This is a genomic window from Pedococcus badiiscoriae (assembly GCF_013408925.1).
Taxonomy (GTDB): Bacteria; Actinomycetota; Actinomycetes; order Actinomycetales; family Dermatophilaceae; genus Pedococcus; species Pedococcus badiiscoriae.
Genome location: NZ_JACCAB010000001.1, coordinates 419,389 through 444,652 on the forward strand (window position 1 = coordinate 419,389; position 25,264 = coordinate 444,652).

At 71.8% G+C, this 25,264-nt stretch carries 26 protein-coding genes; 1 reads left to right on the forward strand and 25 read right to left on the reverse strand.

The window, feature by feature from the left end; genetic code table 11:
- The 3 genes from lepB (BJ986_RS01975) to rplS all read right to left on the reverse strand — a co-directional run bounded on the left by lepB (BJ986_RS01975) (nucleotide 1) and on the right by rplS (nucleotide 2,302).
- Nucleotides 1-1,131 carry a signal peptidase I gene (gene lepB, locus BJ986_RS01975; protein WP_337794660.1) on the reverse strand — a complete coding sequence of 377 codons (1,131 nt, stop codon included), beginning with the start codon at nucleotides 1,129-1,131 and terminating at the stop codon, nucleotides 1-3.
- Complete coding sequence (gene lepB, locus BJ986_RS01980; protein ID WP_179420478.1) at nucleotides 1,128-1,871, reverse strand: signal peptidase I; 744 nt, start codon at nucleotides 1,869-1,871, stop codon at nucleotides 1,128-1,130. The genes lepB (BJ986_RS01975) and lepB (BJ986_RS01980) overlap by 4 nt, the downstream gene beginning before the upstream one ends.
- A gap of 71 nt (nucleotides 1,872-1,942) precedes the next feature.
- Nucleotides 1,943-2,302 (reverse strand): 50S ribosomal protein L19, encoded by a 360-nt coding sequence (gene rplS / locus BJ986_RS01985; RefSeq protein ID WP_179420479.1) that lies wholly within the window; start codon nucleotides 2,300-2,302, stop codon nucleotides 1,943-1,945.
- A 281-nt stretch (nucleotides 2,303-2,583) separates the two neighbouring features.
- Between rplS and BJ986_RS01990 the strand changes: the two genes are divergently transcribed.
- Nucleotides 2,584-3,342 carry an ABC transporter permease gene (locus BJ986_RS01990; RefSeq protein ID WP_179420480.1) on the forward strand — a complete coding sequence of 253 codons (759 nt, stop codon included), beginning with the start codon at nucleotides 2,584-2,586 and terminating at the stop codon, nucleotides 3,340-3,342.
- 27 nt (nucleotides 3,343-3,369) lie between these two features.
- Here BJ986_RS01990 and trmD read toward each other — a convergent pair whose 3' ends face one another.
- From trmD to BJ986_RS02100, 22 genes are all read right to left on the reverse strand, one after another.
- A complete protein-coding gene (gene trmD / locus BJ986_RS01995; protein ID WP_179420481.1) occupies nucleotides 3,370-4,617 on the reverse strand; it encodes a tRNA (guanosine(37)-N1)-methyltransferase TrmD in 1,248 nt (415 codons plus the stop codon).
- 15 nt (nucleotides 4,618-4,632) lie between these two features.
- Entirely contained in the window at nucleotides 4,633-5,175 is a 543-nt protein-coding gene (gene rimM / locus BJ986_RS02000; protein ID WP_179420482.1) for a ribosome maturation factor RimM, read from the reverse strand.
- Between the two features lie 107 nt (nucleotides 5,176-5,282).
- Nucleotides 5,283-5,525 carry an RNA-binding protein gene (locus BJ986_RS02005; protein WP_140741550.1) on the reverse strand — a complete coding sequence of 81 codons (243 nt, stop codon included), beginning with the start codon at nucleotides 5,523-5,525 and terminating at the stop codon, nucleotides 5,283-5,285.
- Nucleotides 5,526-5,527: 2 nt separating this feature from the next.
- Entirely contained in the window at nucleotides 5,528-6,094 is a 567-nt protein-coding gene (gene rpsP, locus BJ986_RS02010) for a 30S ribosomal protein S16 (RefSeq protein WP_179420483.1), read from the reverse strand.
- Nucleotides 6,095-6,328: 234 nt separating this feature from the next.
- Nucleotides 6,329-7,870, reverse strand: coding sequence for an SDR family NAD(P)-dependent oxidoreductase (locus BJ986_RS02015; RefSeq protein WP_179420484.1), 1,542 nt, complete (start codon nucleotides 7,868-7,870; stop codon nucleotides 6,329-6,331).
- Nucleotides 7,870-8,334, reverse strand: a complete 465-nt coding sequence (locus BJ986_RS02020; RefSeq protein WP_179420485.1) for an Rrf2 family transcriptional regulator — start codon at nucleotides 8,332-8,334, stop codon at nucleotides 7,870-7,872. The genes BJ986_RS02015 and BJ986_RS02020 overlap by 1 nt, the downstream gene beginning before the upstream one ends.
- Before the next feature lie 102 nt (nucleotides 8,335-8,436).
- The gene (locus BJ986_RS02025; protein WP_179420486.1) at nucleotides 8,437-9,447 is read right to left on the reverse strand and encodes a sulfate/molybdate ABC transporter ATP-binding protein; all 1,011 of its coding nucleotides are present in this window, start codon (nucleotides 9,445-9,447) and stop codon (nucleotides 8,437-8,439) included.
- On the reverse strand, nucleotides 9,444-10,250 hold the full coding sequence (gene cysW, locus BJ986_RS02030) for a sulfate ABC transporter permease subunit CysW (protein ID WP_179420487.1): 807 nt from the start codon (nucleotides 10,248-10,250) through the stop codon (nucleotides 9,444-9,446). The genes BJ986_RS02025 and cysW overlap by 4 nt, the downstream gene beginning before the upstream one ends.
- Nucleotides 10,247-11,131 (reverse strand): sulfate ABC transporter permease subunit CysT, encoded by an 885-nt coding sequence (gene cysT, locus BJ986_RS02035; RefSeq protein WP_179420488.1) that lies wholly within the window; start codon nucleotides 11,129-11,131, stop codon nucleotides 10,247-10,249. The genes cysW and cysT overlap by 4 nt, the downstream gene beginning before the upstream one ends.
- A 3-nt stretch (nucleotides 11,132-11,134) precedes the next feature.
- Complete coding sequence (locus BJ986_RS02040; protein WP_179420489.1) at nucleotides 11,135-12,184, reverse strand: sulfate ABC transporter substrate-binding protein; 1,050 nt, start codon at nucleotides 12,182-12,184, stop codon at nucleotides 11,135-11,137.
- Between the two features lie 184 nt (nucleotides 12,185-12,368).
- Nucleotides 12,369-13,460: an amidohydrolase family protein gene (locus tag BJ986_RS02045; RefSeq protein ID WP_179420490.1), complete on the reverse strand. Its 1,092-nt coding sequence runs from the start codon at nucleotides 13,458-13,460 to the stop codon at nucleotides 12,369-12,371.
- Nucleotides 13,461-13,469: 9 nt separating this feature from the next.
- Entirely contained in the window at nucleotides 13,470-14,285 is an 816-nt protein-coding gene (locus tag BJ986_RS02050; RefSeq protein ID WP_179420491.1) for an alpha/beta fold hydrolase, read from the reverse strand.
- Entirely contained in the window at nucleotides 14,282-15,901 is a 1,620-nt protein-coding gene (gene ffh, locus BJ986_RS02055) for a signal recognition particle protein (RefSeq protein ID WP_179420492.1), read from the reverse strand. Before ffh ends, BJ986_RS02050 begins: the two co-directional genes overlap by 4 nt.
- A 116-nt stretch (nucleotides 15,902-16,017) precedes the next feature.
- A complete protein-coding gene (locus BJ986_RS02060; RefSeq protein ID WP_337794662.1) occupies nucleotides 16,018-18,393 on the reverse strand; it encodes a [protein-PII] uridylyltransferase in 2,376 nt (791 codons plus the stop codon).
- A gap of 208 nt (nucleotides 18,394-18,601) precedes the next feature.
- A complete protein-coding gene (locus tag BJ986_RS02065; RefSeq protein ID WP_179420493.1) occupies nucleotides 18,602-18,940 on the reverse strand; it encodes a P-II family nitrogen regulator in 339 nt (112 codons plus the stop codon).
- A complete protein-coding gene (locus tag BJ986_RS02070; RefSeq protein WP_179420494.1) occupies nucleotides 18,937-20,376 on the reverse strand; it encodes an ammonium transporter in 1,440 nt (479 codons plus the stop codon). The genes BJ986_RS02065 and BJ986_RS02070 overlap by 4 nt, the downstream gene beginning before the upstream one ends.
- Before the next feature lie 148 nt (nucleotides 20,377-20,524).
- The gene (locus tag BJ986_RS02075) at nucleotides 20,525-21,169 is read right to left on the reverse strand and encodes a maleylpyruvate isomerase N-terminal domain-containing protein (protein WP_337794665.1); all 645 of its coding nucleotides are present in this window, start codon (nucleotides 21,167-21,169) and stop codon (nucleotides 20,525-20,527) included.
- 32 nt (nucleotides 21,170-21,201) lie between these two features.
- Entirely contained in the window at nucleotides 21,202-22,185 is a 984-nt protein-coding gene (locus BJ986_RS02080; RefSeq protein ID WP_179420495.1) for an MFS transporter permease, read from the reverse strand.
- A complete protein-coding gene (locus tag BJ986_RS02085) occupies nucleotides 22,182-22,643 on the reverse strand; it encodes a hypothetical protein (RefSeq protein WP_179420496.1) in 462 nt (153 codons plus the stop codon). The genes BJ986_RS02080 and BJ986_RS02085 overlap by 4 nt, the downstream gene beginning before the upstream one ends.
- Nucleotides 22,644-22,679: 36 nt before the next feature.
- The gene (locus tag BJ986_RS02090; protein ID WP_179420497.1) at nucleotides 22,680-23,483 is read right to left on the reverse strand and encodes a phosphotransferase; all 804 of its coding nucleotides are present in this window, start codon (nucleotides 23,481-23,483) and stop codon (nucleotides 22,680-22,682) included.
- Nucleotides 23,484-23,495: 12 nt separating this feature from the next.
- Nucleotides 23,496-24,716: a signal recognition particle-docking protein FtsY gene (gene ftsY, locus BJ986_RS02095; protein ID WP_179420498.1), complete on the reverse strand. Its 1,221-nt coding sequence runs from the start codon at nucleotides 24,714-24,716 to the stop codon at nucleotides 23,496-23,498.
- A gap of 197 nt (nucleotides 24,717-24,913) precedes the next feature.
- On the reverse strand, nucleotides 24,914-25,207 hold the full coding sequence (locus tag BJ986_RS02100; RefSeq protein WP_179420499.1) for a hypothetical protein: 294 nt from the start codon (nucleotides 25,205-25,207) through the stop codon (nucleotides 24,914-24,916).
- Nucleotides 25,208-25,264 lie beyond the last annotated feature (57 nt).

The following is a 25,264-nucleotide window of genomic DNA, read 5'->3' on the forward strand; positions in this document are numbered from 1 at the left end:
TCAGCCCCCTCCGGTGGGGGCGTCGGTGCCGCCGATCTCGCCGCCACCCGAACCGCCCGTCGTCGGGCCGCCCGAGGGCTTGGCCGGCGTGCGCGTGCTCCCTGCGGCCGCGGGCGCCGGCACCGTGGCGAACGTGCTCGTGGGGTTGGACAGCCAGGTCAGGTGGTCCAGCGGCCAGACCAGTGCCACGGCACGGCCCACGATGAGGCTCTCGTCGACCGAGCCCTGGCTGCCGTCGTTGGCGGGAGCGTCGTGGGCGCGCGAGTCGGCCGAGTTGGAGCGGTGGTCGCCCATCACCCACACCTTTCCGCTCGGCACGGTGATGTCGAAGTTCTGCTCACTCGCCGCGTCGCCCGGCTTGAGGTAGGGCTCCTTGATCGCGGTGCCGTTGATGGTGATCCGGCCACCCTCGTCGCAGCACACCACGTGGTCGCCGGGCAGACCGATGACCCGCTTGATGAGGTGGTTCTCGGAGTTGTCGGGCAGCAGGCCGACGAAGGTGAGGGCGTCGCTGACGACCGTCCCCAGCGGCCCACGCTTGACCGGCGTGGTCGCGTCGAGCCAGTGACCGGGGTCCGCGAAGACGATGATGTCGCCGCGTTTGAGGTCGATCGGCCGCGGGGTCAGCTTGCTGACGATGACACGGTCGTTGAGGACGAGGGTGTTCTCCATGGACCCTGACGGGATGTAGAACGCCTGCAGCAGCCATGTCTTGACCACGAAGGACAGCACCAGCGCCATCCCGACGACGATGACGAACTCCTTCAGCGCAGCACCGAGCACCGCCAGACCGCCCACGGGCTCCTCGTCGGCATGCCGGTTCTTCGGTGACGCGCTCCCCGTTGCCCCGGCCGGCGCAGCCGCCGTCTCGGAAGTGCGCTCGGACGCGGTGTGGGAAGCGGTGTCGGAAGCGGTCTCGCCCGACGCTGCAGCGCCTTGCGCCGTGTCGTCGCGCAGCCAGGCCGGGTCTGTGGTCGCCACGCGCTGCTCCTGGGGGTTCGGGTCGAGGTCGGGGGCCATGGGGGTCCCTGCGGTGTCGGGGGTGTGCGGGGCCTGGGCGACCGCGGGGGGCTCGGACGGCTTGTCGTAGCCCACCCACCCCGTGTCGCCGTCGCGTCCGTCCCGGCTCACGGCGTGCTCGCCCGCGGTATGCCGGCCAACGCCCGGGGGGTGGTGAAGCCACCCATCCGCGTCAGCGGCCAGTACCTCACGCTCGCGCGACCGATCACGTCGGTCAGCCGCACCGTGCCGCCGCCGGGGTCGCCGAGGTGCGAACGAGAGTCCGCGCTGTCGCTGCGGTGGTCACCCATCACCCACAACCGGCCGGCAGGGACGGTGACGTCGAAGGTGAGCTCGCTCGGCTTGTCCCCCGACAGGAGGTACGGCTCGCTCAGCGGGGTGCCGTTGACGGTGAGCCGGCCGTGGGCGTCACAGCAGACGACGTGGTCGCCGGGCAGGCCGATGACGCGCTTGACGAAGTCCTGCTCCCCCAGGTTGATCCCCACGAAGGAGGCAGCGCCGGACAGCGTGCGGCCGATCAGGCCGTTGTCCTGGTGTGGCGACCGGTCGGCCGCCGCAAAGCTCGTGGTGCCGTCGAAGACGACGATGTCCCCCCGGCGCAGGTCGCTGCCCGAGACCAGCTTGTTGACCAGGATCCGGTCGCCCGGCTGGATCGTCGGCTCCATCGATCCCGACGGGACGTAGAACGACTGCACGAGGAAACCCCGGACCAGCACCATGACCAGCAGGGAAACGCCCGCCAGCAGCAGCCACGAAGGGCCGCCGCGGGGGCGTTCCGACCCGTCCGCTGCATCAGCCTCGGCTGGGGCGGCGGGCGGGTCCTGCTGGGGTGATTCCGGTCCGGGGTTCATCGCATGCGGAGCCTAACCCTCAGGGCCTGGCCCCCGCGTGCCGGGACACCCGAGGCAGAGATGGGGCCGCCCTACTTGGCGGGGACCGTCTCGCGCTTCTCCTTGATCTTGGCAGCCTTGCCGCGCAGGTCACGCAGGTAGTAGAGCTTGGCGCGGCGGACGTCACCACGGGTGACGAGCTCGATGTGGTCGATGATCGGGGTGTGCAGCGGGAAGGTGCGCTCCACGCCGACGCCGAAGGAGACCTTGCGGACGGTGAACGTCTCGCCGATGCCCCCACCGTGGCGACGGATCACGACGCCCTTGAAGACCTGGACGCGGGAGCGGGTGCCCTCGACGACCTTGACGTGCACGTTGATCGTGTCGCCGGCGCGGAAGGCCGGGATGTCGTCGCGGAGGGATGCCTTGTCGATCGCATCGAAACGCTGCATGGCGGAATCGCTTTCTTCTCGGCGCCACAGGTCGCCCAGGGTGTTGGATGGTGCTGCGTGAATGGGACGTGCGGTGCGCCGTGTGCGTCACTGGCCGCGTGGCCGGAACACTGCCCGGTCACTCCCCCTGTGGCAGGGGCCGCTGGTCACGCGGGCGCAAGGAGCCATTCTGCCACGGGCAGGCGCCTCGGCCGAAATCGTCTCGACACCGCCCGCACCGGCGCCGGAGCGCAGGCGTGCCGTCCCGCACCGCGGCGAGCGCGCGGCATACGGTGGCGCCTGTGAGCATCGCCCCCGGCTGGCCCGTCGGTATCGCCCTGGCGCTCCTGCTGGTCCTCACCCTGGCCGCCCACCGCGTGGCGGGTTACGGCCTCGAACGCCCTGTCCTCGTCGCTGCCGTGCGGGCGGTCGCCCAGCTCGGCGTCGCGGCCCTGCTCATCGCCGCGGTCGTGGGCAGCCTCCCGCTGTCGGTCGCGCTGATCCTGGTCATGTTCGCCATGGGCGTCCTGACCACGACCCGGCGGGTCGAGGCGCCGCGCGCCTGGCGGTGGGCGGCGCTGGCCATGGCCGCCGGAGTCCTGCCGGTGGTCGCCATCGTCCTCGCCACGCGAACCATCCCGCCTCGGGGGATCGCGCTGATCCCGGTCGTCGGCATCATCGTCGGCAACGCGATGACCGCGCACACCCTCGTCGGGCGCCGCGCCTTCGCAGCCCTGCGCGAGGAGCACAGCCAGTACGAAGCATGCCTGTCGCTCGGCCTGCTCCCCCGCCAGGCCATCCTCGAGATCGTCCACCGCCGTGCGCCCGAGGCCCTGCTGCCGGGACTGGACCAGGTGAAGACGACCGGCGTCGTGACGCTGCCCGGGGCGTTCATCGGCGTGATGCTCGGCGGCGGCACACCGGTGCAGGCCGCCACCGCGCAGGTGCTCGTGCTGTTCGGGATCATGGCTGCGCAGACGGTGACCGTCCTGGTCGCGGAGCGACTCGTCGCCAGCCGGCTGCTGGTCCCGAAGGACCTCGCCACTTCCCTCGTGGACTGATCGACCGCTCGTACGTGGGCTACCCGGTCAGCGACGCGGCTTGACCAGGTCGACGGTGCCGGGAAAGGCACCCTCGCCGGGCTGCACGCGGTAGCCGGCCTTGCGGTAGATGCGCAGGTTGCGGTCGCTGCGGACCCCCGTGTTGAGCCAGTATGCCGTCGCGTCCGTCGGCGCCTGCGCCTCCGCGAAGGCCAGCAGGGCCCGACCGAGTCCGCGCCCCTGCAGGTCGGGAGCGACCATCAGCCGGCCGACCTGCCACTGGGTGGGGTCGTCCGGGGCGCGTCGAGCCCGCACCGACCCGATGAGGCGTCCGGCCGCACGGATGGTCCAGGTGTCCCACTGCGTGATGCCGTCCACCACCTGGGCCAGGGTCTCGACGAGCGGCGGGATGGTGAGCGAGTCGTTGGCCCGTGCCTCGCTCAGCCAGCAGGCGCGACCGAGGGTCATGAGCTCTGGGGCGTCGGCCGAGGTCGCGAGGGCGACGTCCAGCCCGGCCAGCCCGTCCGTGCCGCCCGTCCCGGCCGTGCCGGCGGCTCCGGCGGTCCCGCGCACCGCTTGGGACGCGTGCAGCAGGTCCGGGCGCCGGGCCGCGGTCCGCTCCAGTCGCTGCTGGTGTCGCCACGCGGCGATCGCGCCGTGGTCACCGGACAGCAGCACCGGCGGGACCTCGCGGGTGACACCGGGAGCGGACTCCCAGGAGGCGGGTTTGGTGTACACCGGGTACTCGAGCAGCCCGTCCTCGTGGGACTCCTCGACCAGCGACTCGGCGTTCCCGATGACGCCAGGCACCAGCCGAGCCACCGCCTCGACCATGGCCAGCACGGCGACCTCTCCCCCGTTCAGGACGTAGTCGCCGAGCGAGATCACCGACACCTCGAGGCCCAGGTCGTGCTCGGCATGCTCGTAGACGCGTTCGTCGATGCCCTCGTACCGACCACAGGCGAACGCCAGCCACGGCTCCTGGGCGAGCTCGCGGGCCAGCGCCTGAGTGAACGGCACACCTCCCGGACCGGGGACGACCAGGCGCGGGCGGCGCTCATCCGGGGCGGAGGCGACCAGGTGGTCCAGTGCCTCGGCCCACGGTTGCGGCTTCATCACCATGCCTGCGCCACCGCCGTAGGGCGTGTCGTCGACGCTGCGGTGCCGGTCGTGCGCGAACTCGCGCAGGTCGTGCACCCTCAGGTCGATTAGGCCGTCGCGACGCGCCTTGCCGATGAGCGACAGGTCGAGCGGGGCCAGGTACTCCGGGAAGATGGAGACGACGTCGATGATCACCGGATCACGCGGCCGTCAGTCGGCGTTCAGCTCGAGCAGACCGGGAGGCGCGTCGATGACGACCCGGCCACCGGCGATGTCCACCTCGGGCACGATCGCCTCGACGAACGGGATCAGCGCCTCGGCGCCACCCTCGAGCCGCAGCACGAGCTGGTCCTGAGCGGCGCCGGTGCGCAGCCCGGCGACCTCGCCCAGGACAGTGCCGTGGGGGTCGACGGCGGCCAGGCCCACGAGCTCGTCCTCGTACCAGGCATCGTCCTCCTCCACGGCCGCGGCGACCTCGCTGTCCAGGAACAACCGGGTGCCGCGCAGCGACTCCGCACCGGTGCGGTCAGGGATCTCCTCGAACCCGAGCAGCCAGACCTTCTGGTGCAGGCGGGCCGAACGCAGGGTCAGCGCGCGCGGCACCCCCGAGCCGGGCGCCGCCTCGGTCTCGTACGTCGCACCGGGCACATACCTCGCCTCGGGGTCGTCGGTGTGGGTCTGGACCGTCACCTCACCGCGCAGGCCGTGCGGCTTGCCGATGCGGGCGACGAGGAGTCTGGAGTCGGCAGGCATGGGGTGATCCTCTCAGGGGTGGGGTGCCGGGGACGACGAAGCGCACGACGAAGGGCCACCGGGAAGCCCGGTGGCCCTTCGTGACGGCGTCGGCTGGCGACGGACGGTCAGCGCACCCGGTCGGTGTCGACGATGTCGACCCGGACGTTCTGGCCGCCGGCCAGCGCACCCATGACGGTGCGCAGGGCGCTCGCGGTGCGACCGGAGCGACCGATCACGCGCCCGAGGTCCTCGGGGTGGACCCGGACCTCGAGCACCTCACCACGGCGGAGCTCCTTGCGTCGCACGGCCACCTCGTCCTTGTGGTCGACGATGCCCTTGACGAGGTGCTCGAGCGCCTCTTCCAGCACGGTCAGGCCTTGTCCGCGGCGTCGGCCTCGGCGGCCACGGGGGCCTCCTCGGTCTCAGCCTTCGCCTCGTCAGCCTTCGCCTCGTCAGCCTTGGGCTCCTCGAGAGCGGCCTCGGGGGCCTCAGTCTTCGGCTCCTCGGCCTTGGGCTCGTCGGCCTTGGGCTCGTCGGCCTTCTTGGCGGCCTTCTTCTTGGGAGTGGTGGCCCCGTCGGCGCCGGCCTCGGACTTGCCCGCCGCGGCGATGGCCGCGTCGTACAGCTCCTTCTTGGACGGCTTGGCAGCCTTGACCTTGAGCGTGCCCTCGGCGCCGGGCTCACCCTTGTACTTCTGCCAGTCGCCGGTCACCTTGAGCAGCGCGGCGACGGCCTCGGTGGGCTGTGCGCCCTGGCCCAGCCAGTACTGCGCACGGTCCGAGTTGATGTCGATGACCGAGGGCTCCTCGGTGGGGTGGTACTTGCCGATCTCCTCGATGGCCCGGCCATCGCGCTTGGCGCGCGAGTCCATGACGACGACGCGGTAGAACGGTGCATGGATCTTGCCCATGCGCTTCAGACGAATCTTGACGGCCACGGTGGTGGTGTCTCCTGTTTCTGGTTGTGAGCACGGCGAGACCGCGATGGATCCACGCGGGGTACCGGAACTCGGTGTAGGCGTTCCAGCCAGGAGGCTCCGGTGCGAGACCGGGCCCGTGCCTGGACGGGTACAGCCCACCATTCTGCCAGAACCTCGCCGTGGTCCCGACCACGGCGAGCGACCACCCGCTCCCTGAGGCGCGCACCCGGCACACCTCGGGCGGGCAGGTCCTCACCAGGGGCTGGGTTCGAAGTCCTTCACGAAGCAGCCGTAGACGTCCTCGCCGGCCTCACCACGCACGATGGGGTCGTAGACCCTGGCCGCGCCGTCGACCAGGTCGAGCGGGGCGTGCCAGCCCTCCGCCGCGATCCGCAGCTTCTCGTGGTGCGGGCGCTCGTCGGTGATCCAGCCGGTGTCGACGGCGGTCATGAGGATCCGGTCGGTCTCGAACATCTCGCCCGCACTGGTGCGGGTGAGCATGTTGAGCGCGGCCTTGGCCATGTTGGTGTGCGGGTGGCCGGCACCCTTGTACCGGCGCGAGAACTGGCCCTCCATCGCGGAGACGTTGACCACGTACGCCCGGCGCGCGCCGGCGGCCACCGCGGCGCGCATCGACGGCCGCAGCCGCGAGACCAGGATGAACGGCGCGGTCGCGTTGCAGAGCTGCACCTCGAGCAGCTCGAGCGGGTCGACCTCCTCGACCTTCTGGGTCCAGGAGTTGTTGACCTGGGTGTCGGGCAGCAGCCCGCCCGCGTCGACCGCGGTCCCGGCGAGGTGCGCCTCGAGGCTGGCGTGGCCGGCGGACAGGGCCATCGACGTCATCGAGGCGGCCGAGCGCTGGGCCAGGGCCTGCGCCGCCTCCCGCTCGGACTCCCCCTCGTGGTGGGCGACCTTGTGCTCTCGCAGGGTGCCCAGCAGGTTGGCGGGGTGCGCCTCACTGATCCGGTCGAAGGTGACCAGCTCGGGATAGGCCACACCGGCCTCCAAGGGCACCGACTCCCCGTCGACGAGGTGGGAGTAGGCGCCGGGCGTGCGGCGCACCGTCTGGGCCGCGTTGTTGATGAGGATGTCGAGGGGCCCGGCGGCGGCGACCTCGTCGGCGAGGGCGACCACCTGGGTCGGGTCGCGCAGGTCGATGCCGACGACCTTGAGCCGGTCGATCCACAGGTGCGAGTCCTCTTGTGCCGCAAAGCGTCTCGCCGCGTCGTGCGGGAACCGGGTCGTGATCGTGAGGTGGGCGCCGTCGCGCAGCAGCAGCAGCGCGATGTACATCCCGATCTTCGCGCGGCCGCCGGTGAGCAGGGCGCGCCTGCCCGTCAGGTCGGTGCGCTGCTCGCGCTTGGTGTGGCTGAGGGCGGCGCAGTCCGGGCAGAGCCAGTGGTAGAAGGCGTCGACCAGGGTGTACTCCGCCTTGCAGATGTAGCAGTTGCGCGGCTTGAGGAGCTCGCCCGCGTGCGCGCCCCTGGTCGTCGACACGAGGGGGATGCCCTTGGTCTCGTCGTCGATCCGCATCGGTGACCCGGTGGCGGTCTGCGCGAGGATCGCCTCGTCGTGGTCGATCTGGGGCTGCTTCGCCTCACGACGCCGGGCCTTGCGCACGCGCTTGTACATCCGGCCGGTGGCCCGCTTGACGGTCTGGATGTCGGGGTGGTCGCCGTCGAGCTCGGCCAGCTCCTCGAGCACCCGCAGGGCGGTGGCGAGGTCGTCCGGGTCGATCCCCGGCCCGACATCGGCCCGCACCCGCGGCTCAGTCGCTGAGTGGTCGCGGGCCATCAGCGGCTGCGCCAGGCGTCGGGGTCGGCGGCGAGGGTCGCCACCCGCTCGGGGAGGTCGCCGGAGAGCACCGCTGCCAGGCTCGTCTCGTCGAGCACCGAGCGCAGGCTGGCCCGCACGGCCACCCACACGGTGGGCAGGTGCTCGGCGACCCCCTCGTATGCCGTCTCGTGCGGCCGCAGGCCCCTCACCTCCGCGAGCGGCCCGTCCACGGCACGGAACACGTCGCCGAGCGAGATGTCCCGGGGCTCGCGGGCCAGGGAGTAGCCGCCGCGAGCGCCCCTCGTGCTGGTGACCAGGTCAGCGGTCCTGAGGTCGGCCACGATGGCCTCGAGGAACTTGCGCGGCAGGGTCTGCCGGTAGGACAGCGTCTCGACGCTCACCGGGCCGTCCGACCGCGTGGCGGCCTCGGCGAGGATGAGCATGGCTCGGACCGCGTACTCCGTGCGTGCCGAGATGTCCACCCGCGCATTGTGTCGCACCCGGGCCCGGGGCACGGACGGGACCCTGCGCGCGGCATACCCGCGCAGTGAGCCGCGCTGAGCCGCGGGTCGGGCCGACTGCGCTCAGATGGCGAGGGCCGGCTCGATCTCTGCCGCGTCGGGCGCAGTCGTGGCCCGGGCGAAGACCGTCTCACCCTCGACCAGGCCGAGGGCGTCGGCCTCGGCGCGGGTGACCTGTGCCGCGAACCGCACACCCGCATCGGTGCGCAGGTCGATCCGCACCTCGAAGCCCAGACGCACGACGCGTTCGACGACCGCCTCGACGACGCCGGGCGAGCCGCCCACCCGGGCGTCCTGGGCCTGGGCCCGCTCGCGGCTGCGGTCGAGGGCGATGTCGTGCGGACGGACCAGCTGGCCCCCGAGCCGGGCCACCGACCCGAGGAAGGACATGACGAAGTCGTTGGCGGGCCGGTCATAGAGCGTCACCGGGTCGCCCACCTGCTCGATCCTGCCCTTGTTGAGCACCGCGATCCGGTCGGCGACGTCGAGCGCCTCCTCCTGGTCGTGGGTCACCAGGACCGTCGTGACGTGCACCTCGTCGTGCAGCCTGCGCAGCCACTGGCGCAGGTCGGCGCGCACCTTGGCGTCGAGGGCGCCGAACGGCTCGTCGAGCAGGAGCACCTCGGGGTCGACCGCCAGGGCCCGGGCAAGGGCCATCCGCTGCCGCTGGCCGCCGGACAGCTGCGCGGGGTAGCGGTGCTGGAAACCACCGAGCCCGACGATCTCGAGCAGGTCGTCGACCTTGCGCGCGATCTCGGCCTTGGGCCGCTTGCGGATCGTGAGCCCGAACGCGACGTTGTCGCGGACCGTCATGTGCTTGAAGGCGGCGTAGTGCTGGAACACGAACCCGATGCCGCGCTTCTGGGGCGACACCCCGGTCACGTCACGGCCACCGATGACGATCCGTCCGCCGTCGAGCTGCTCCAGCCCCGCGATCGAGCGCAGCAGCGTCGACTTGCCTGAACCGCTCGGCCCGAGAAGGGCGGTGAGGGATCCCGCGGGGATGTCCAGGGTCACGTCGTTCAGCGCGGCGAAGTCCCCGTAGTTCTTGCGAGCCTCGATGACCGTGATCATGTGTTTCTCCTCTTGCGGTCGAGCGCGGTCATGCCGAGCAGCGTCAGCACGGCCAGACCCATGAGCAGGGTGGCGGCGGCGTAGGCGCCGTAGGTGTTGTGGTCGTCGATGTAGCGGGAGTGGACGAGCAGGGTGAGCGTCTGGGAGACGCCGGGGAAGCCGGAGCTCACCATGATCACCGCGCCGAACTCCCCCAGCGCCCGGGCGATCGTGAGCACGACCCCGTAGGTCAGCCCCCAGCGGATCGCCGGCAGGGTGATCCGCCAGAACGTCTGCCAGGTGCTGGCGCCGAGGGTGGACGCGGCCTGTTCCTGCTCGGTGCCGATCTCGTGGAGCACCGGCTCCACCTCGCGCACGACGAACGGCAGGGTGACGAACAGCGTGGCGATGACCATGCCCGGCAGCCCGAAGATGACCTTGAAGCCGAGCCGTTCGACGCCCCCGAACCAGCCTCCGGCTCCCCAGAGCAGGATGAGCGACACCCCGACCACGATCGGCGACACCGCGAAGGGCAGGTCGACCACGGCCTGGACGAGGCCACGTCCCCGGAACCGTCCCCGGACCAGGGCCAGCGCCGTCCCGACCCCGAACACCACGTTGAGGGGCACGACGATCGCCACGATGAGCAGCGACAGGTTGAGCGCGGAGATCGCCGCGGGAGTCCTGACCGACTCGAGGAACGCGCCCACGCCCGCCCCGAACGTGCGCACGAGGATCAGCACGATGGGCACGGCGAGCAGGAGCGCGACATACGAGAGGGCGATCGTGCGCAGTCCGATCCGGGTGGTGGTCGAGGTCCTCACGTGGCCTCCTCCTCGCGGCGCTGGCTGCGTCCGGCGACCATCCGCAGCACGAACAGGGTGGCGAAGGCGATCACGAGCAGCGCCACGGACACCGCGGCGGCGTTGAGGGGCCTGTCGATCTCGATCTGCTGCTGGATGTACTGCGAGGCCACCTGGGTCCGGCGCGGGATGTTCCCGCCGATGAGCACCACGGAGCCGTACTCCCCGATCGCCCGCGCGAAGGCCAGGCCCGTGCCGCTGGTCAGGGCCGGGGCCAGGGTCGGCAGGACGACCCGGCGGAAGGTCGTCCAGTTGGACGCCCCCAGCGACGCGGCGGCCTCCTCGACCTCGCGGTCGGCCTCGATGAGGACGGGCTGCACCGACCGGACGACGAACGGCAGCGTCACGAAGGCCAGGGCGACCACCAGGCCCGGCTGGGTCGCGTTCAGGTGGACGTGGATCGGGCTGTTCGGCCCGTAGAGCGACAGCAGCACGATGCTCGCCACGATCGTGGGCAGGGCGAACGGGAGGTCGATGAGGGCGTCGACGACCCGCTTGCCGGGGAAGTCGTCGCGCACCAGCACCCAGGCGATGAGCGTGCCCATCACGGCGTTGACGACCGCGACGACCGCCGCGACGAGCACGGTGACGCGCAGCGAGGCGAGCGCGACGGGGGCTGTCACCGCCGACCAGAAGCCGCCCACCCCGTCGCCCAGCGAGGCGACGGTGAGCGCGGCGAGCGGGAGCAGGACGAGCACGCTGAGCCACAGGCCCACCAGACCGATGCCGAGCGGCCTGGCGACCTGGGGACGGCGACGCGCAGGGTCCGGGCGCGCGGGCAGGGACGCCACCTCGACGGTCGAGGTGTCGTCCCTGCTCGCGCTCCGGGTCGTGGCGGTCATCGGCTAGGAGGTCGCCTTGTCGTAGATGACCGCGATGGCGCCGGTGCCCTTGGCGAACAGCGTGCTGTCGACGGTCTTCCAGCCGCCCAGGTCGGCGATGGTCCACAGCTTGGCCGGCGCGGGAAGGGTGGCGGCGAACTCCTTCGCCACGGCCGGGTCGACAGGGCGGAAGCCGGCCTGCGCCCAGAGCGTCTGGGCCTGCGGGGTGTAGAGGTAGGCCTCGAAGGCCTTGGCCTTGGCCAGGTTGGGACTGCCCTTGAGCACGGCGGTGGGGTTCTCGATCTTGAACGTCGTCGAAGGTGTGACGTGCTCGACCGGGTCGCCCTTGCGCTCCGCGAACAGTGCCTCGTTCTCATAGCTGAGCAGCGCGTCGCCGGTGCCCTGCAGGAACGTCTCCGTCGCCTCACGGCCCGACTTGGGCTGCACCTTGACGTGCTGGGTGACCAGCTTGTCGATGAACGCGAGGCCCGCCTTCGGGTCCTTCCCGCCGTCGCTCTTCGCGGCATACGGCGCCAGCAGGTTCCACTTGGCGCTGCCCGAGCTGAACGGGTTGGGCGTGACCACCTGGATGCCCGGCTTCAGCAGGTCGTCCCAGCTGTGGATGCCCTTGGGGTTGCCCTTGCGCACGATGATGGTGACGACGGAGCCGAAAGCAATTCCCTTGTGGGGCCCGGCATTCCAGCTCGGGTCGACGAGGCCGGCCTTGACGAGCCTGGTGACGTCCGGCTCGACGGAGAAGGTGACGACGTCGGCGGAGGCACCCGCCGCGACCTTGCGCGACTGGTCACCCGAGGCACCGTAGGATTGCTGGACCTGCACGCCCTTGCCGGCCGCAGTCTGGGTGAAGGCCGGGATGACCTTGTCGAACCCCGGCTTCGGCGTGGAGTAGGCGAAGAGGTTGAGGATGCTGCTCGTCGCCGCGGCGTTCTGGGCCTGGGCGCCGGTCGCCACGGCGTCGCTCGACCCGCCGCCGGCACAGGCCGTCATCACCATCGCGCCGACGGTCGCAACGGCGGCCAGGACGAGACGTGGGTGACGGGCGGACGACTTCATCGGGGGGCTCCTTGGTGCCGGGTGACGTCGATGCGCAACGGCGCATCTCCTATGTGACAACTAGGAGTTTGGATAGCAATTAGTTATCGGTCAAATAACGTGACCTTATGTCTCGCATCGTGGAAACGACCCGGTAGACCGCGGGTCCCCGCCCGCTGCCCGGCTCCCGACCCGCGTGGCCCCCTCAGCCGCGCCAGTCGCGGCCGCGCAGGATGATGTGCTCGGGAGCGGCCAGCGCACGGATCTCACGTCGCGGGTCAGCCGGGTAGACCACGAGGTCCGCGTCGGCGCCCTCCTCGAGCCCCGGCCGCCCGAGCCAGGCCCGCGCCCCCCAGGTCGCGGCCTCCAGGGCCTCGTCGGTCGAGAGCCCAGCCCTGGTGAGCTCGTAGGCCTCGTCGGCCACCAGTCCGTGGCGCAGCGAGCCCCCGGCGTCGGTGCCGAGATAGATGGGTATGCCGGCATCCCGGGCCGCGCCGATGGTCGCGTAACGACGCTCGTGCAGCGCGAGCATCCGGCGGTGGTAGGCGGGGAACCGCTCCCGCGCGGGCTCGGCCAGCGAGGGGAAGGTGGCGATGTTGACCAGGGTCGGGACGATCGCGATCTGCTGCTCCGCGAACTGGGCGATGGTCTCGGCCTCGAGGCCGGTCGCGTGCTCGATGCAGTCGGTGCCCGCCGCCGCGAAGTCGTAGAGGGATGCCTCGCCGAAACAGTGAGCGGTCACCCGTGCGCCCTCCTCGTGGGCGGCGGCGATGGCATCGGTCAGCACGTCAACGGGCCAGCAGGGCGTCAGGTCGCCCGCGTCCCGGTCGATCCAGTCACCGACGAGCTTGACCCACCCGTCCCCCGCGCGGGCCTCGAGCCGGACGCGCTCGACGAGCTGGTCCGGCTCGATCTCGTGGGCGAAGTTGCGGATGTAGCGACGGGTGCGTGCGATGTGGCGACCGGCTCGGATGACCTTGGGCAGGTCGTCCCGCTCGTCGATCCACCGCGTGTCGGCGGGCGACCCCGCGTCGCGGATCAGCAGCGTCCCCGCGTCGCGGTCGGCCAGCGCCTGGGCCTGCGCCGTCGCATCGTCCACGGCCCCGTGGGCGTCGAGCCCGACGTGGCAGTGGGCGTCGACGAGGCCGGGCAGGACGTAGCCGCGCAGCGTCTCGACGTCCGAGCCGCTCCCGGTCGGCCGCTCGAAGGTCAGCCGACCGCCGACCACCCACGCCTCCGGACGCACGTCCTGCGGCCCGACGAGGACCTCACCCTGAAGGTGCAGCACCGTTGCCATGGGCCGACCCTAGCGAGCGACGAACCGCCGGATCGCCTCGACCACGACCTGCGGGGCATCCGTGTGCACCCAGTGCGTCGCACCCTTGACCGTGAGCTGCCGCACCTTGGGGAACAACGCCCGCATGGCGGGCAGGTCGTCGTCGGTGATGTAGCTCGACTCCGACCCCGCGATCCACAGGACGGGGCCGGGAAAGGGCTTGAGCTCAGCCGTCGACGCGGGCCATGCGGCGATCCTCGAACCGTCCCCCGTCGCGGCATCCGCGGCGAAGAGCCCGACGTTGGCCTGCCAGCGCCACGAGTCGCCGTCGCGACGCAGGTTCTGCAGCAGGAACGCCTTCACGCCCGGGTCAGGCTCCTCGAAGCGGGCCTCGGCGTCGGCGCGGGTGGTCAGCTCGCTCAACGGCAGGCGCTGCATCTCCTCGATGTAGCCGCTGAACCGCTCGAGGCTGCCATAGCTCTTGGGCGCGATGTCGACGACGACGAGCCGGGACACCAGCTCGGGGTGCTCGAGGGCCAGCACCATCGCGGTCTTGCCACCCAGGGAGTGCCCCACGACGACCCACTGCGCATCGGCGTCGATCGCTTGCAGGGTATCGGCGACCGACGCGGCATACCGTTCGAAGGAGAACTCCTGCGACCACGGGGAGCGCCCGTGGTCCGGGAGGTCGACCAGGGTGCTGCGGGCACCGGTGCCATCCGGTCCGGCCAGGGCCTTGGCGATCTGCGACCAGTTGCGACCCTGGCCGAAGAGCCCGTGGAGAAAGGCGACTCGCGGTCCCGCGGTGCCGACCGAGATGGTGTGCAGCGGCGGCGCCGGGCTCACCTGCCGAGGAACTTCTCGAAGCCTGCGGGCAGCTGGTTGGGGTCGAGGTCAGCAGGGAGGCCGCCGTCCCCGGCGCCGCCTGCTCCCCCGCCGAACGCAGCCCCGCCACCAGCGCTCCGGGTCGCGGACGCCTTCTCGAGCGCCGCCCGCTCCTCAGCCGCCCGCTTGGCCGGGTTGCCGGACTTGGACTTCTTGCGCTGCGGCTGCTGCTGGCGGCCCTTCTTGCCACCACCCATGCCCGGCATGCCCGGCATCCCGGGGATGTTCCCGCCCCGGGCGAGCTGCTTCATCATCTTCTGGGCCTCGGTGAACCGCTCGAGCAAGCCGTTGACCTCGGAGACCTGCACCCCCGAGCCCTTGGCGATGCGCAGCCGGCGGGACCCGTTGATCTGCTTGGAGTGCGTGCGCTCGAAGGGCGTCATCGACCGGACCATCGCCTCGATGCGGTCGAACTCGCGCGGGTCGAGGTTGTCGAGCTGGGCCTTCATCTGGCCCATGCCCGGCATCATGCCGAGCATCGCCTTCATGCCGCCCATCTTCTTCAGCGCCGACATCTGCTGCAGGAAGTCGTCGAAGGTGAAGTCCTCCTCGGCGAGGAACTTGCGCTGCATCTCCTCGGCCTGGCTGCGGTCGAACGCCTTCTCGGCCTGCTCGATGAGGGTGAGCACGTCACCCATGTCGAGGATGCGCGAGGCCATCCGGTCGGGGTGGAAGACCTCGAAGTCCTTCACACCCTCGCCGGTGCTCGCGAACATGATGGGCCGACCCGTGACCGAGGCGACGGACAGCGCGGCACCGCCACGGGCGTCACCGTCGAGCTTGGACAGGACGACACCGGTGAAGTCGACGCCCGCCTGGAACGCGAGCGCGGTCTCGACGGCGGCCTGGCCGATCATGGCGTCGATGACGAACAGGACCTCGTCGGGCTCGATCGCAGCGCGGATGTCGGCGGCCTGTTGCATGAGGTTGGCGTCGACGGCGAGGCGTCCTGCGGTGTCGACGATCACGACGTCGTGCTGGGCACGGCGGGCCTGCTCGATGCCGGCCCGGCTGACCGAGACCGGGTCGCCGAAGGACCGCGTGCCCTCCCCCGTCGGGCCGACGGCGTCGTGGCCGCCGATGTTCCCGCGCTCCGGAGCGAAGACGGGCACCCCGGCGCGCTCACCGACGACCTCGAGCTGGGTCACGGCGTTCGGACGCTGCAGGTCGGCAGCGACGAGGATCGGGGTGTGGCCCTGCTCCTTGAGCCACCGGGCGAGCTTGCCCGCCAGGGTGGTCTTGCCCGCGCCCTGCAGACCGGCGAGCATGATCACGGTCGGCGGGTTCTTCGCGAACTCGATGGTGCGGGTCTGGCCGCCGAGGATGCCGACGAGCTCCTCGTTGACGATCTTGACGACCTGCTGGCCGGGGTTGAGCGCCCCCGACACCTCCGCACCGAGGGCCCGCTCGCGCACGGCGTGGGTGAACGCCTTGACGACGGGCAGGGACACGTCGGCGTCGAGCAGCGCGAGCCGGATGTCGCGGACCGTCGCGTTGACGTCGGACTCGGACAGCCGCCCCTTGCCCCGCAGGTTCTTGAAGGTGGCTGTCAGGCGGTCGGAGAGTGAGGTGAACACGGCCCCAAGGTTAATCGACCGCGCGGCGTCCCCCTGACGCGGCGCTGCCACCAGCCCGCGCCGCGGCGCCAGCTCCCCCTGTGGTCCGACTCTGTGGTCCGACTCTGTGGTCCGGCTCAGGACGCCACGGCACCGTCGCAGGTGTCGATCACCATGGACACCGTCTGCGCCACCTTGGCCGGCGACAGGAGCCGTCCACCGAACTCGGTGAGGTAGAAGGTGTCCAGGGTCTGCCCGGCATAGGTCGCGATGTGCGCGGAGCGCACCGAGAGCCCCGCCTTGGCGAAGCCGATCCCCAGCTCGTGCAGCAGCCCCGGACGGTCCTGGGCGCGCACCTCGATCACGGTCGCCTCCTGCGAGGCGTGCGGCACGACGAGGGCTCGCGCCTGCCCGGGCGACCCCGTCCCGGACTCGGCGCTGGGACGTCCCGCGAACTGGCGTCGGCGTTCCAGCAGCCCCAGTGGACCGCGGTCGCCGTGGGCGAGCCGCTCCAACCCCCGGACGATCCGCTCCTCCTGCGGCGCCTCACCGCTGGGGCTCTCCACGTGCCACTCGTTGGCGGCGACGCCGTCGATGGTGCGCAGGATCGCGGTGCGGACGACCAGCCCGTATGCCGCGAACAGCCCGGCCGTGTCGGCGAACAGTCCCAGCCGGTCCCGGTCGAAGACGTCGATCCGGTAGGACCCGCCCTGCGGACGGATGATGACCCTCGGGTCACCTGCCGCCACGGACTGGAGGTCGGCCTCGTCGACGGTGGTGGTCTCCGCCGCGGGGGGCACGCTGCCTTCCTCCCAGCCCTTGCGGGCTCCCTCCGCGAGCTGGGCCAGCAGGGTCGCGCGCCAGTCGGTCCACGCCTGCGGGCCGGCGGCACTCGCGTCGGCCTCGGTCAGCGCCACGAGCAGGTCGAACACCTCACGGGACCCGCCCACCGCGGCCCGGGCGGCCGTGACCGTGCCGGCGTCCTGGTGGTCCCGCCGGGTGGCGAGGTCGATGAGGGTCAGGTGCTCGCGGACCAGGGTGGTGACGACGTCGACGTCCGCAGCGGGGTATCCCAGCCGGGTCACGATGGCCCGCGCCAGGGGGGCTCCGGTGGCCGAGTGGTCGTGGGCTCCGCGGATCTTGCCGATGTCGTGCAGCAGCGCGGCGAGCAGCAGCAGGTCGGCCCGGGTGACCCCGCGCACCAGTCCCCCGGCGATGACGACGGTCTCGATGAGGTGCCGGTCGACGGTGTGGCGGTGGACCGCGCTGCGCTGCGGACGCGAGCGCACCGCCGCCCACTCGGGCAGCCAGCGGTCGATGATGCCGGCCTGGTCGAGGCCCTCCCAGACGGCGACGAGGCCGGGCCCGGTGGCCAACAGGTCGGCGAACAGGTCGCGGGCGATCTGCGGCCAGGGCTCGGGCAGCCTGGGGGCCTGGCCGGCGAGGTTGGCCAGCGTCGTCGGGGCGATCGGCAGCGTGCTGCGGGCCGCGACGACGGCCGCGCGCAGGGGCAGCAGCGGGTCGGTCGACAGCGTGCTGCGCGGCCCGAGCACGACCTCACCGTCGTGCTCGAACATGCCGAACCCGAGCGGGTTGAGCTGTGGCCGCCGCGGACCGACCCGCAGCGTGCGGGCCCGCTGGGACTGGCCGGCCCGGCGCACCGTGCCGTCGAGGGCGTAGGCGATGGTCCGGCCGGCGTCCGCCACCACGGTCATCATCTCGTCGGAGTCGGCGTGGCCCAGCAGGGCGGACACCGCGTCGTGGTCCTCCCGGGTCAGCCGGTCGCGACCCCTGCCCGTCACGACGTGGACGGCGTCGCGCGCGTCGAGCAGGGTCTGGTGCGCCTCGTCCACCCCGACGTGCGGGCGGTCGGTCAGCCAGGCCGCGACGAGGGCGCCGAGCACCGTCATGTCGCGCAGGCCGCCGTGCGCCTCCTTGAGGTCTGGCTCGAGGCTCTGGGCCAGCTCGCCGTGGCGGGCGTGGCGGGCCTTGAGGCTCTCGACGAGCTGCGGCAGCCGCCGGCGGGCGTTCGCGCGCCAGTCGTGCGCGACGGTCGACCGCGCGGCCGCGACGACCTCGGGATCGCCGGCCACGCACTGGAGGTCGAGCAGCCCGACGGCGGCGGCGAGGTCGCCGGAGGCGACGGTGCGGCACTGGTTGACGGTGCGCACGGCGTGGTCGAGCTTCACCCCCGCATCCCAGACGGGGTACCAGACCCGGTCGGCCAGGCCGCGCAGGTCGTCTCCGCTGAGGGACCGCCCGTAGTGCAGCAGGACCAGGTCGACGTCGCTGAGCGGGCCGGCGTCGCCGCGGGCGAGGCTGCCCACCGCGGCCAGCGCGATCCCTTCCGTGGACCGGCCGTCCAGGGCGACCTGCCAGACGTCACCGAGCCAGCCGCGGGTCAGGCTCGCGATGGCATCACGGCGGACCTGGCCGGCTCCAGGGGCGTCGAAGCCCCTGGCCCCTGCCAGGTCGAGGCGGCGGGCTGCCAGGTCGCTCTGCTCGATCGTCACGTGCCCCAGCGTGCCCTTCCGAGGTTTCGGGACGGGGGCCGTCGTGTTACGCCCGTGTTAGACGTGGTGGGGACGTGTGAAGTCCGGCTCAGCCGTCGCCAGACCTGGCTCGGCCGGGGCGCGGCGGGTGGCCGGTATGCCGCGCGCAGCCGATGGCGCCCGGCCCCGTGAACGGGACCGGGCGCCATACCCAGTGGTTGCTGTTGCCCTAGAGGGCGTCGACGCCGCGCTCTCCGGTGCGGACCCGGACGACGTCGTCGACCGGGACGGTCCAGATCTTGCCGTCGCCGATGCGGCCGGTCTGTGCCGCCTTGAGGATGACGTCGGCCACCGAGGTGGCGTCGATGTCGTCCACGAGTACCTCGACGCGGACCTTGGGGACGAAGTCCACGGTGTACTCCGCTCCGCGGTAGACCTCGCTGTGGCCGCGCTGGCGGCCGTAGCCGGACACCTCGCTGACGGTCATGCCCGAGATGCCGTAGGCCTCCAGGGCCTCCTTCACCTCGTCGAGCTGGTGGGGCTTGATGATCGCGGTCACGAGCTTCATGCGGGTGCTCCCTCCTTGGTCTTGGCCGAGGCCGTCGTGGTCACTGCCGAACCGGAGCCGAAGCGTCCGCCGCTGAGGCCACTGAGATCGTAGGCCGTCTCAGCGTGCTCGGAGAGGTCGACGCCCTGGGCCTCGTCGGCCTCGTCGACCCGGAAGCCCATGGTCTTGTGGATCGCCAGGCCGATCAGGTAGGTGACCACGAACGAGAAGATGAGGACGCTGAAGGCACCCAGCGCCTGCGCTCCCAGCTGGGACAGGCCACCGCCGTAGAACAGACCCTCGTTGACGGTCAGGCCGGCGGCACCCGTGGGGCTGCCCTTGGTGGCCAGCAGGCCGATGAGCAGGGTGCCGATGAGACCACCGACGAGGTGGACACCCACCACGTCGAGGCTGTCGTCGAAGCCGAAGCGGAACTTCAGCCCCACCGCGAGCGCACAGCCGGCTCCGGCCGCGAGGCCGACGATGAGCGCACCGATCGGCGACACGGTCGCGCAGGCCGGGGTGATCGCCACCAGTCCGGCGACGATGCCCGAGGCAGCGCCGAGGGAGGTGAAGTGGCCGTCGCGCAGCTTCTCCACGAGCAACCAGCCCAGCATCGCCGTGCAGGTGGCGGCCAGGGTGTTGACCCAGACCCCCGCAGCCTGCGCTCCGGCGCCGAGCGCGGAGCCCGCGTTGAAGCCGAACCAGCCGAACCACAGGATGCCCGCACCGATCATGACCAGCGTGAGGTTGTGCGGACGCATGGGCTCCTTGGCGAACCCGATGCGCTTGCCGAGCACGAGCGCGAGCGCCAGGCCCGCCGCGCCGGCGTTGATGTGGATCGCGGTGCCACCGGCGAAGTCGTAGGCCCCGGCCCCGCCGAGGAACATCCCGCCGGCCTTGTTGGCGATCCAGCCGCCGGTCTGGGCCGCGTAGCCGCTGAAGGCGAACACCCAGTGCGCCGCCGGGAAGTAGACCAGGGTGGCCCACACGACGGTGAAGACGGTCCAGGCGGTGAACTTGGCCCGGTCGGCGATCGCGCCGGAGACCAGGGCGACCGCGATGATGGCGAACACCACCTGGAACGCGACGAACGCCGGCCCCGGTATGCCGCCAGCTGCCGCGGCGGTCTTGGTGGCCGGGACGAAGCCGTAGATGGCGTCGAGGACACCCTTGAGCCCGAAGTGGGTGAAGGGGTTGCCGATCAGGCCGCCGCCCACGTCGGGCCCGAAGGCCTCGCTGTAGCCCCAGAGGATCCACACGGTTCCGACCGTGCCCATGCTGATGAAGCTCATCATCATCATGTTGAGCACGCTCTTGGTCCGGACCATGCCGCCGTAGAAGAGGGCGAGCCCGGGGGTCATGAACAACACCAGGGCCGCCGCAGCGAGGACCCAGGCGGTGTTCCCGCTGTCGATGAACGGCGTGTCGGCCGCCGCAAGTGTGAGTGCGTTCATGGCGAAGACTGTGCCGGTGCAGCATTTCGCGCAGCGCCGCGGTGTGTTACGGGCGTGTTAGCGGATCCTCACATCGGTAAGCATCAGGTAACCGGCTGGTCAGCGTCTCGCATGGTGGGACCGGCCGACTGCGTCGTGGCTGGCGGGCTCAGAAGGCCGAGATGGAGGCAGGTGCGCGCTGCGGGCGACTCAGGCCCCGGACCACCGCGGTCTGGCCGTGGCGACGGACTGCGACACCGGTGAGCAGCCCGAGGACGGGCGTGAGGACCCCCGCGGGGTAGGTCGGCGTCTCGAGCCCGACACTCGCGGCCAGGTCGTCGCCGTGCACGACCATCTCCATCATCCGGGTCGTCAGGAAGTCCTCGGTCGTGAGCGACCAGCCCTGCCACGGGATGAAGATGGTGTCGGGGTCGCGGGGGGCCTCGACCAGCACGGCCACGTCGTCCGCCCACTCCCCGGCCAGCTCGAGGACGACGTCGGGACCCACCTGGGCGCTGTCGTTGTCCCTGTCCCGGATGGACTTGTTGACCTCGTCGTCCGGGCCGGCCTCGACCCAGGCAGCCCGGTCGTAGTGCTCGAGCAGCGCGATCGGGGGTGGCCCGTCCGGCGCGGCACGCAGGCCTCGGACGGTGTTGCCGACCTGGCTGAGCAGGTGGTGCGTCAGGCCTCCCACGGTCATCCCGGCACAGGCGCTCTCCCGCTCCCAGGCCTCGCGTACCTGGGGTCTCGACGCCAGCGCCAGCGACAGGTCGACGGCCGACAGGAACGCGGACACGTGCTCGTCTCTGCTCACCCCAGCGACCCTATCCGCAGTCCGCGGATGCTTCAGGGACTCGAGGCCGGCACAGGATCCCGCTCGGGCGAGTCCCGCTCCGGCAGGTCCGGCGACTCCCCGGGAACCCGCGAACGCCTCTGTTCCACGACCCTCTCCACGACCCGCACCCACCGACGAGAACGCAGCCACGCTGCATACCGCTCGAGCGGGAGGAAGGCGAGCATCATCACCAGGTGCGGCCAGAAGGCGATGGTGATGGCGGCATAGGTCATGGTGTGGAAGATGAACCAGCCACCCACCACCCGGCGACGCCACCGCTCGGACAGCAGGAAGATCACCGGTGAGGTGAGCTCGGCGCCCATCAGCACCCACTGGAACCAGTGCAGCGTCCACGGCATCTCGAGCAGCCAGTGCGCCATCGGGGTGCCACGGCGCACGACCGCCCGCACCATCGTGGCCGAGTTGACCCACTCCCAGCCGCCGAACCGGATCTTGGCCCAGGACGACAGGAAGTAGGTGGCGACGGCAGCCAGCTGGACGGCGCGCAGCGCGAAGCCCGCGGCCTCGCTGCGCCGCTGGTCGGACAGGTGCGCCAGCCCGACCGTGGGCAGCAGCGCGAGGGCCACCACGAAGTCGGCCCGGTCGTGGTCGACCTTGCCGTAGGAGAAGGCGACGTACTGGTACCAGACCCACCCGACCGCGACCGTCCAGCCGAGCAGCCGCGGCGCTCGGCCGGTGATGGCGGCCAGGGACGCGACGACGCAGCCCCACTTGAGGGCCTCGACCAGCGGGATCGAGGCGGCGGGCAGGTGCAGGACCTTGCCCATGACGAGGGGCTCGTACCAGACGGGGTCCGCGAAGCCGTGGTACCAGCCGGAGGTGTGCAGCAGGACCACGTCGACGATGACGAACGCGAAGACGAGGACCCTCAGCGCCGCCACCCGCGCCAGCGGCATGGGGGCGAACAGCCACCGCGACAACCGCGCCACCGGGCCTGGCGCGATGCCCGTCCCGGCACCCGGCCGGCTGCTCACGGCGCCTCCCAGTGGGCGAGCACCTCGGTGCGCACCTCGCCGGTCGGCTTGCGGTCGACCACGACGATGAGGCGCCGCACGACCCGCAGCGCGGTCCACTGCGCCGACCGCGGGCGCAGCGCGGCGTGGCTGCGCGCCAGGGTGCCCAGCCGGGAGGGGTCGGCCTCGATCTGGGGGATGCGGCCCTCGATCTCGGCACGGTTCAGGCCGACGTTCTCGGGGGTGAGCGGCGCGGGCACCCACTGCCCTCGAGCGTCCGCGGTCTGGACCTCGATCTCGGTCGACCACACGGATCCCGTGGCGGCCTGGGAGGTGGAGAACATCCGCCACGGGCCGAACGGCCACCAGTCGTCGTCGCCCACCAGCGATCCCGCGCAGAACAGCACGGCGAACGCGAGGACGGCGGCCACTCGCCACGTCCTGCCCGCTCGACCGAGTCGCTGCACCGCCGTTTCCACGCGCTCAGGCTAGGCCATCAGGGTGGGCGGGACTGGTCACGCGATGGCGGCGGCGAAGAGCCCCCGCCGCGACGCGAACCACTCCGCGTCGCGCAGCGGGCGCTCGGCGTGGCCATCGGCCACCATGCGCACGAACGCCGGATCCCCCTGCGCCGCAAGCTCTTCGAGGGTCCTGGCCTGCTCGACCATGCGCCCCAGCACCGCGTCCGGGACCTGCGCCCGCAGCTCGGCACCGGCGGCATACCCGTCGAGGACCGCCGCGAACTTGTGCAGCCGGTCCGCCATCGTCACCTCGCCCAGCTCTCGGCGCACGGCCGCCGGGTCGTGCCACAAGGGCGTCCACGACCACAGCACGTAGGCGATGTCCTCGACCGGGCTCCCCGGCGACGCGAAGTCGAAGTCGATGACGGCGAACGACCCGTCAGCGCGCAGCACCGTGTTGTAGGTGCCCACGTCGCGGTGCACCACCACCTCACCCGAGCGCAGCGTCCGGCCCGGCACCACCCGCCACGGCAGCGAGGGGTCGGGTTCGAAGCCGGCCTGGGCGTCGTGGAAGGCCCGCAGCCAGGCCCCGATGGCACGGCACGCCGCGACGGTCTGGAACTCGGGGGCCAGCGGCTCGGGTCCCAGCGTCCCTGCGACACCCTCGATGTATGACGCGACCTCGCGTCCCAGCGCGTCGGTCCCCCGGGCGCGCGGGGCCGCGTCGAACCCCGCGCCCGCGAGGTGGTCCAGGAGGGCGTGCACGGCAGGCGTCCAGTGTCCGGCCTGCCGGCGGACCGTGTCGCCCACCCGGACGACCAGGCCCGTGTTGCCGCCGCTCAGCGGTTCCTCACGCAAGGAGGGGGTTCCTCACGCAAGGAGGGCGTCGACGAAGGCCTGCGGGTCGAAGGGCGCGAGGTCGTCCGGGCCCTCCCCCAGACCCACGAGTTTGACCGGGACGCCGAGCTTGCGCTGCACCGAGACCACGATGCCGCCCTTGGCGGTGCCGTCGAGCTTGGTGAGCACGATGCCGGTCACATCCACGACCTGCGCGAAGACCTCGGCCTGCCGCAGGCCGTTCTGGCCGGTGGTGGCGTCGAGGACCAGCAGCACCTCGTCGATCGGACTCTGCTTCTCGATCACCCGCTTGACCTTGCCGAGCTCGTCCATCAGGCCGACCTTGTTGTGCAGCCGTCCGGCGGTGTCGATGAGCACGACGTCCGCCTCCAGCTCAGCGCCCGCCTTCACCGCGTCGAACGCCACCGCGGCCGGGTCGGCGCCGTCCCGGTCGGAGCGCACGGTCGGCACCCCGACCCGGGCGCCCCACGTCTCCAGCTGGTCGGCGGCCGCGGCCCGGAAGGTGTCGGCGGCGCCGAGGACGACGTCCTTGTCCTCCGCGACCAGCACCCGGGCCAGCTTGCCGACGGTCGTGGTCTTGCCGGTGCCGTTGACGCCGACGACCAGGACCACGGCGGGGCGACCGTCCACCCGCGAGCTGACGACGGTGCGGTCCATGGTCGGGTCGACCAGCCGGAGCAGGTCCTCGCGGAGCCAGCCACGGACGGTGGCCTCGTCGGTCGTGCCCTCGATCTTGACGCGTGAGCGCAGTGTCTCGACGAGCTCGGTGCTGGCCTCGACCCCGAGGTCGGAGGCGATGAGGGTGTCCTCGACCTCCTCCCAGGCGGCCTCGTCGAGCCTGCCCCGGGACAGCAGCGTGAGGAGCCCGTGCCCGAGGGCGGTGTTGGAGCGAGCCAGCCGGGCGCGGAGCCGCTGGAGACGGCCGGCCGGCGCGTCGGGACGGTCGAGGGCGGGGGCCTCCGTCGATGGGAGGGCCTCCTGCGGGGCCGGCAGGGTGTCGACCGTGCCGGCGTCCTCGATGGAGCGCTTCGGGGCGTCCCGCGGTGGCGCTGCGTCGTCACCGACTCCCGGCAGGACGTCCGTGGAACCCGTGCTTGCGCGGGCCGGGTCGGGCGCGGACCTGCCGCGGCCCCCACGCCCACGGACGAGTCCCAGCAGCACACCGCCCAGGACCAGGACGAGCCCGACGGCGATGACAACCCATTCCCACAGCTGATCGATCACGCGCGCCATCCTCTCATTGCAACGGGACGGCCCCGACCGCTGCTCGCGGTCGGGGCCGTCCGGTCCATCTCTTCAGTGCGTCACTGCGGGCCGCGATGCTCCAGATACCGGGGCATGGGTGGCAGACCAAGGGCCAGGCGCGGCGGGCAGTCCACGACCACGGGGTATGCCGCGTGCGCGGCGGTACGCCGCGGGGCGTGGGGGTGTCAGACGGCGCGGTGGCGACCGACGTCGTCGACGCCCTCGCTCGAGGCGGAGCTGCCCATCGGGCTGCTCACCGTGCTGGTCACGGTCTCGCTGACCTTGTCCTTGGCGGAGGTGATCGCCTCGCCGGTCTTCTCCAGCGTGGACTCGGTCTTCTCCTTGACCACGGCGATGAGCTCCTCCCCCTGGGGGGTCAGGAGCTCCCGGCCCTCGCGACGCGCGGGAATGGCGACCACGGCGACCACGGCGACCGCCAGTCCGACGCAGATGAGCATTCCGATGATGAGGGCGGTCATGCCTCAAGGGTGCCCCTCGCAGCGGGAATGCTCAAATCGACCCGCCGCCCGCGGGCA

What these genes read in the sequence shown, in the direction of transcription:
- lepB (WP_179420478.1), bottom strand. Translation starts at nt 1,871, where the DNA reads ATGAACCCCGGACCGGAATCACCCCAGCAGGACCCGCCCGCCGCCCCA.
- rplS (WP_179420479.1), bottom strand. Translation starts at nt 2,302, where the DNA reads ATGCAGCGTTTCGATGCGATCGACAAGGCATCCCTCCGCGACGACATC.
- rimM (WP_179420482.1), bottom strand. Translation starts at nt 5,175, where the DNA reads ATGCCTGCCGACTCCAGACTCCTCGTCGCCCGCATCGGCAAGCCGCAC.
- BJ986_RS02015 (WP_179420484.1), bottom strand. Translation starts at nt 7,870, where the DNA reads ATGGCCCGCGACCACTCAGCGACTGAGCCGCGGGTGCGGGCCGATGTC.
- BJ986_RS02025 (WP_179420486.1), bottom strand. Translation starts at nt 9,447, where the DNA reads ATGATCACGGTCATCGAGGCTCGCAAGAACTACGGGGACTTCGCCGCG.
- cysT (WP_179420488.1), bottom strand. Translation starts at nt 11,131, where the DNA reads ATGACCGCCACGACCCGGAGCGCGAGCAGGGACGACACCTCGACCGTC.
- BJ986_RS02040 (WP_179420489.1), bottom strand. Translation starts at nt 12,184, where the DNA reads ATGAAGTCGTCCGCCCGTCACCCACGTCTCGTCCTGGCCGCCGTTGCG.
- BJ986_RS02045 (WP_179420490.1), bottom strand. Translation starts at nt 13,460, where the DNA reads ATGGCAACGGTGCTGCACCTTCAGGGTGAGGTCCTCGTCGGGCCGCAG.
- BJ986_RS02065 (WP_179420493.1), bottom strand. Translation starts at nt 18,940, where the DNA reads ATGAAGCTCGTGACCGCGATCATCAAGCCCCACCAGCTCGACGAGGTG.
- BJ986_RS02070 (WP_179420494.1), bottom strand. Translation starts at nt 20,376, where the DNA reads ATGAACGCACTCACACTTGCGGCGGCCGACACGCCGTTCATCGACAGC.
- ftsY (WP_179420498.1), bottom strand. Translation starts at nt 24,716, where the DNA reads ATGGCGCGCGTGATCGATCAGCTGTGGGAATGGGTTGTCATCGCCGTC.
- BJ986_RS02100 (WP_179420499.1), bottom strand. Translation starts at nt 25,207, where the DNA reads ATGACCGCCCTCATCATCGGAATGCTCATCTGCGTCGGACTGGCGGTC.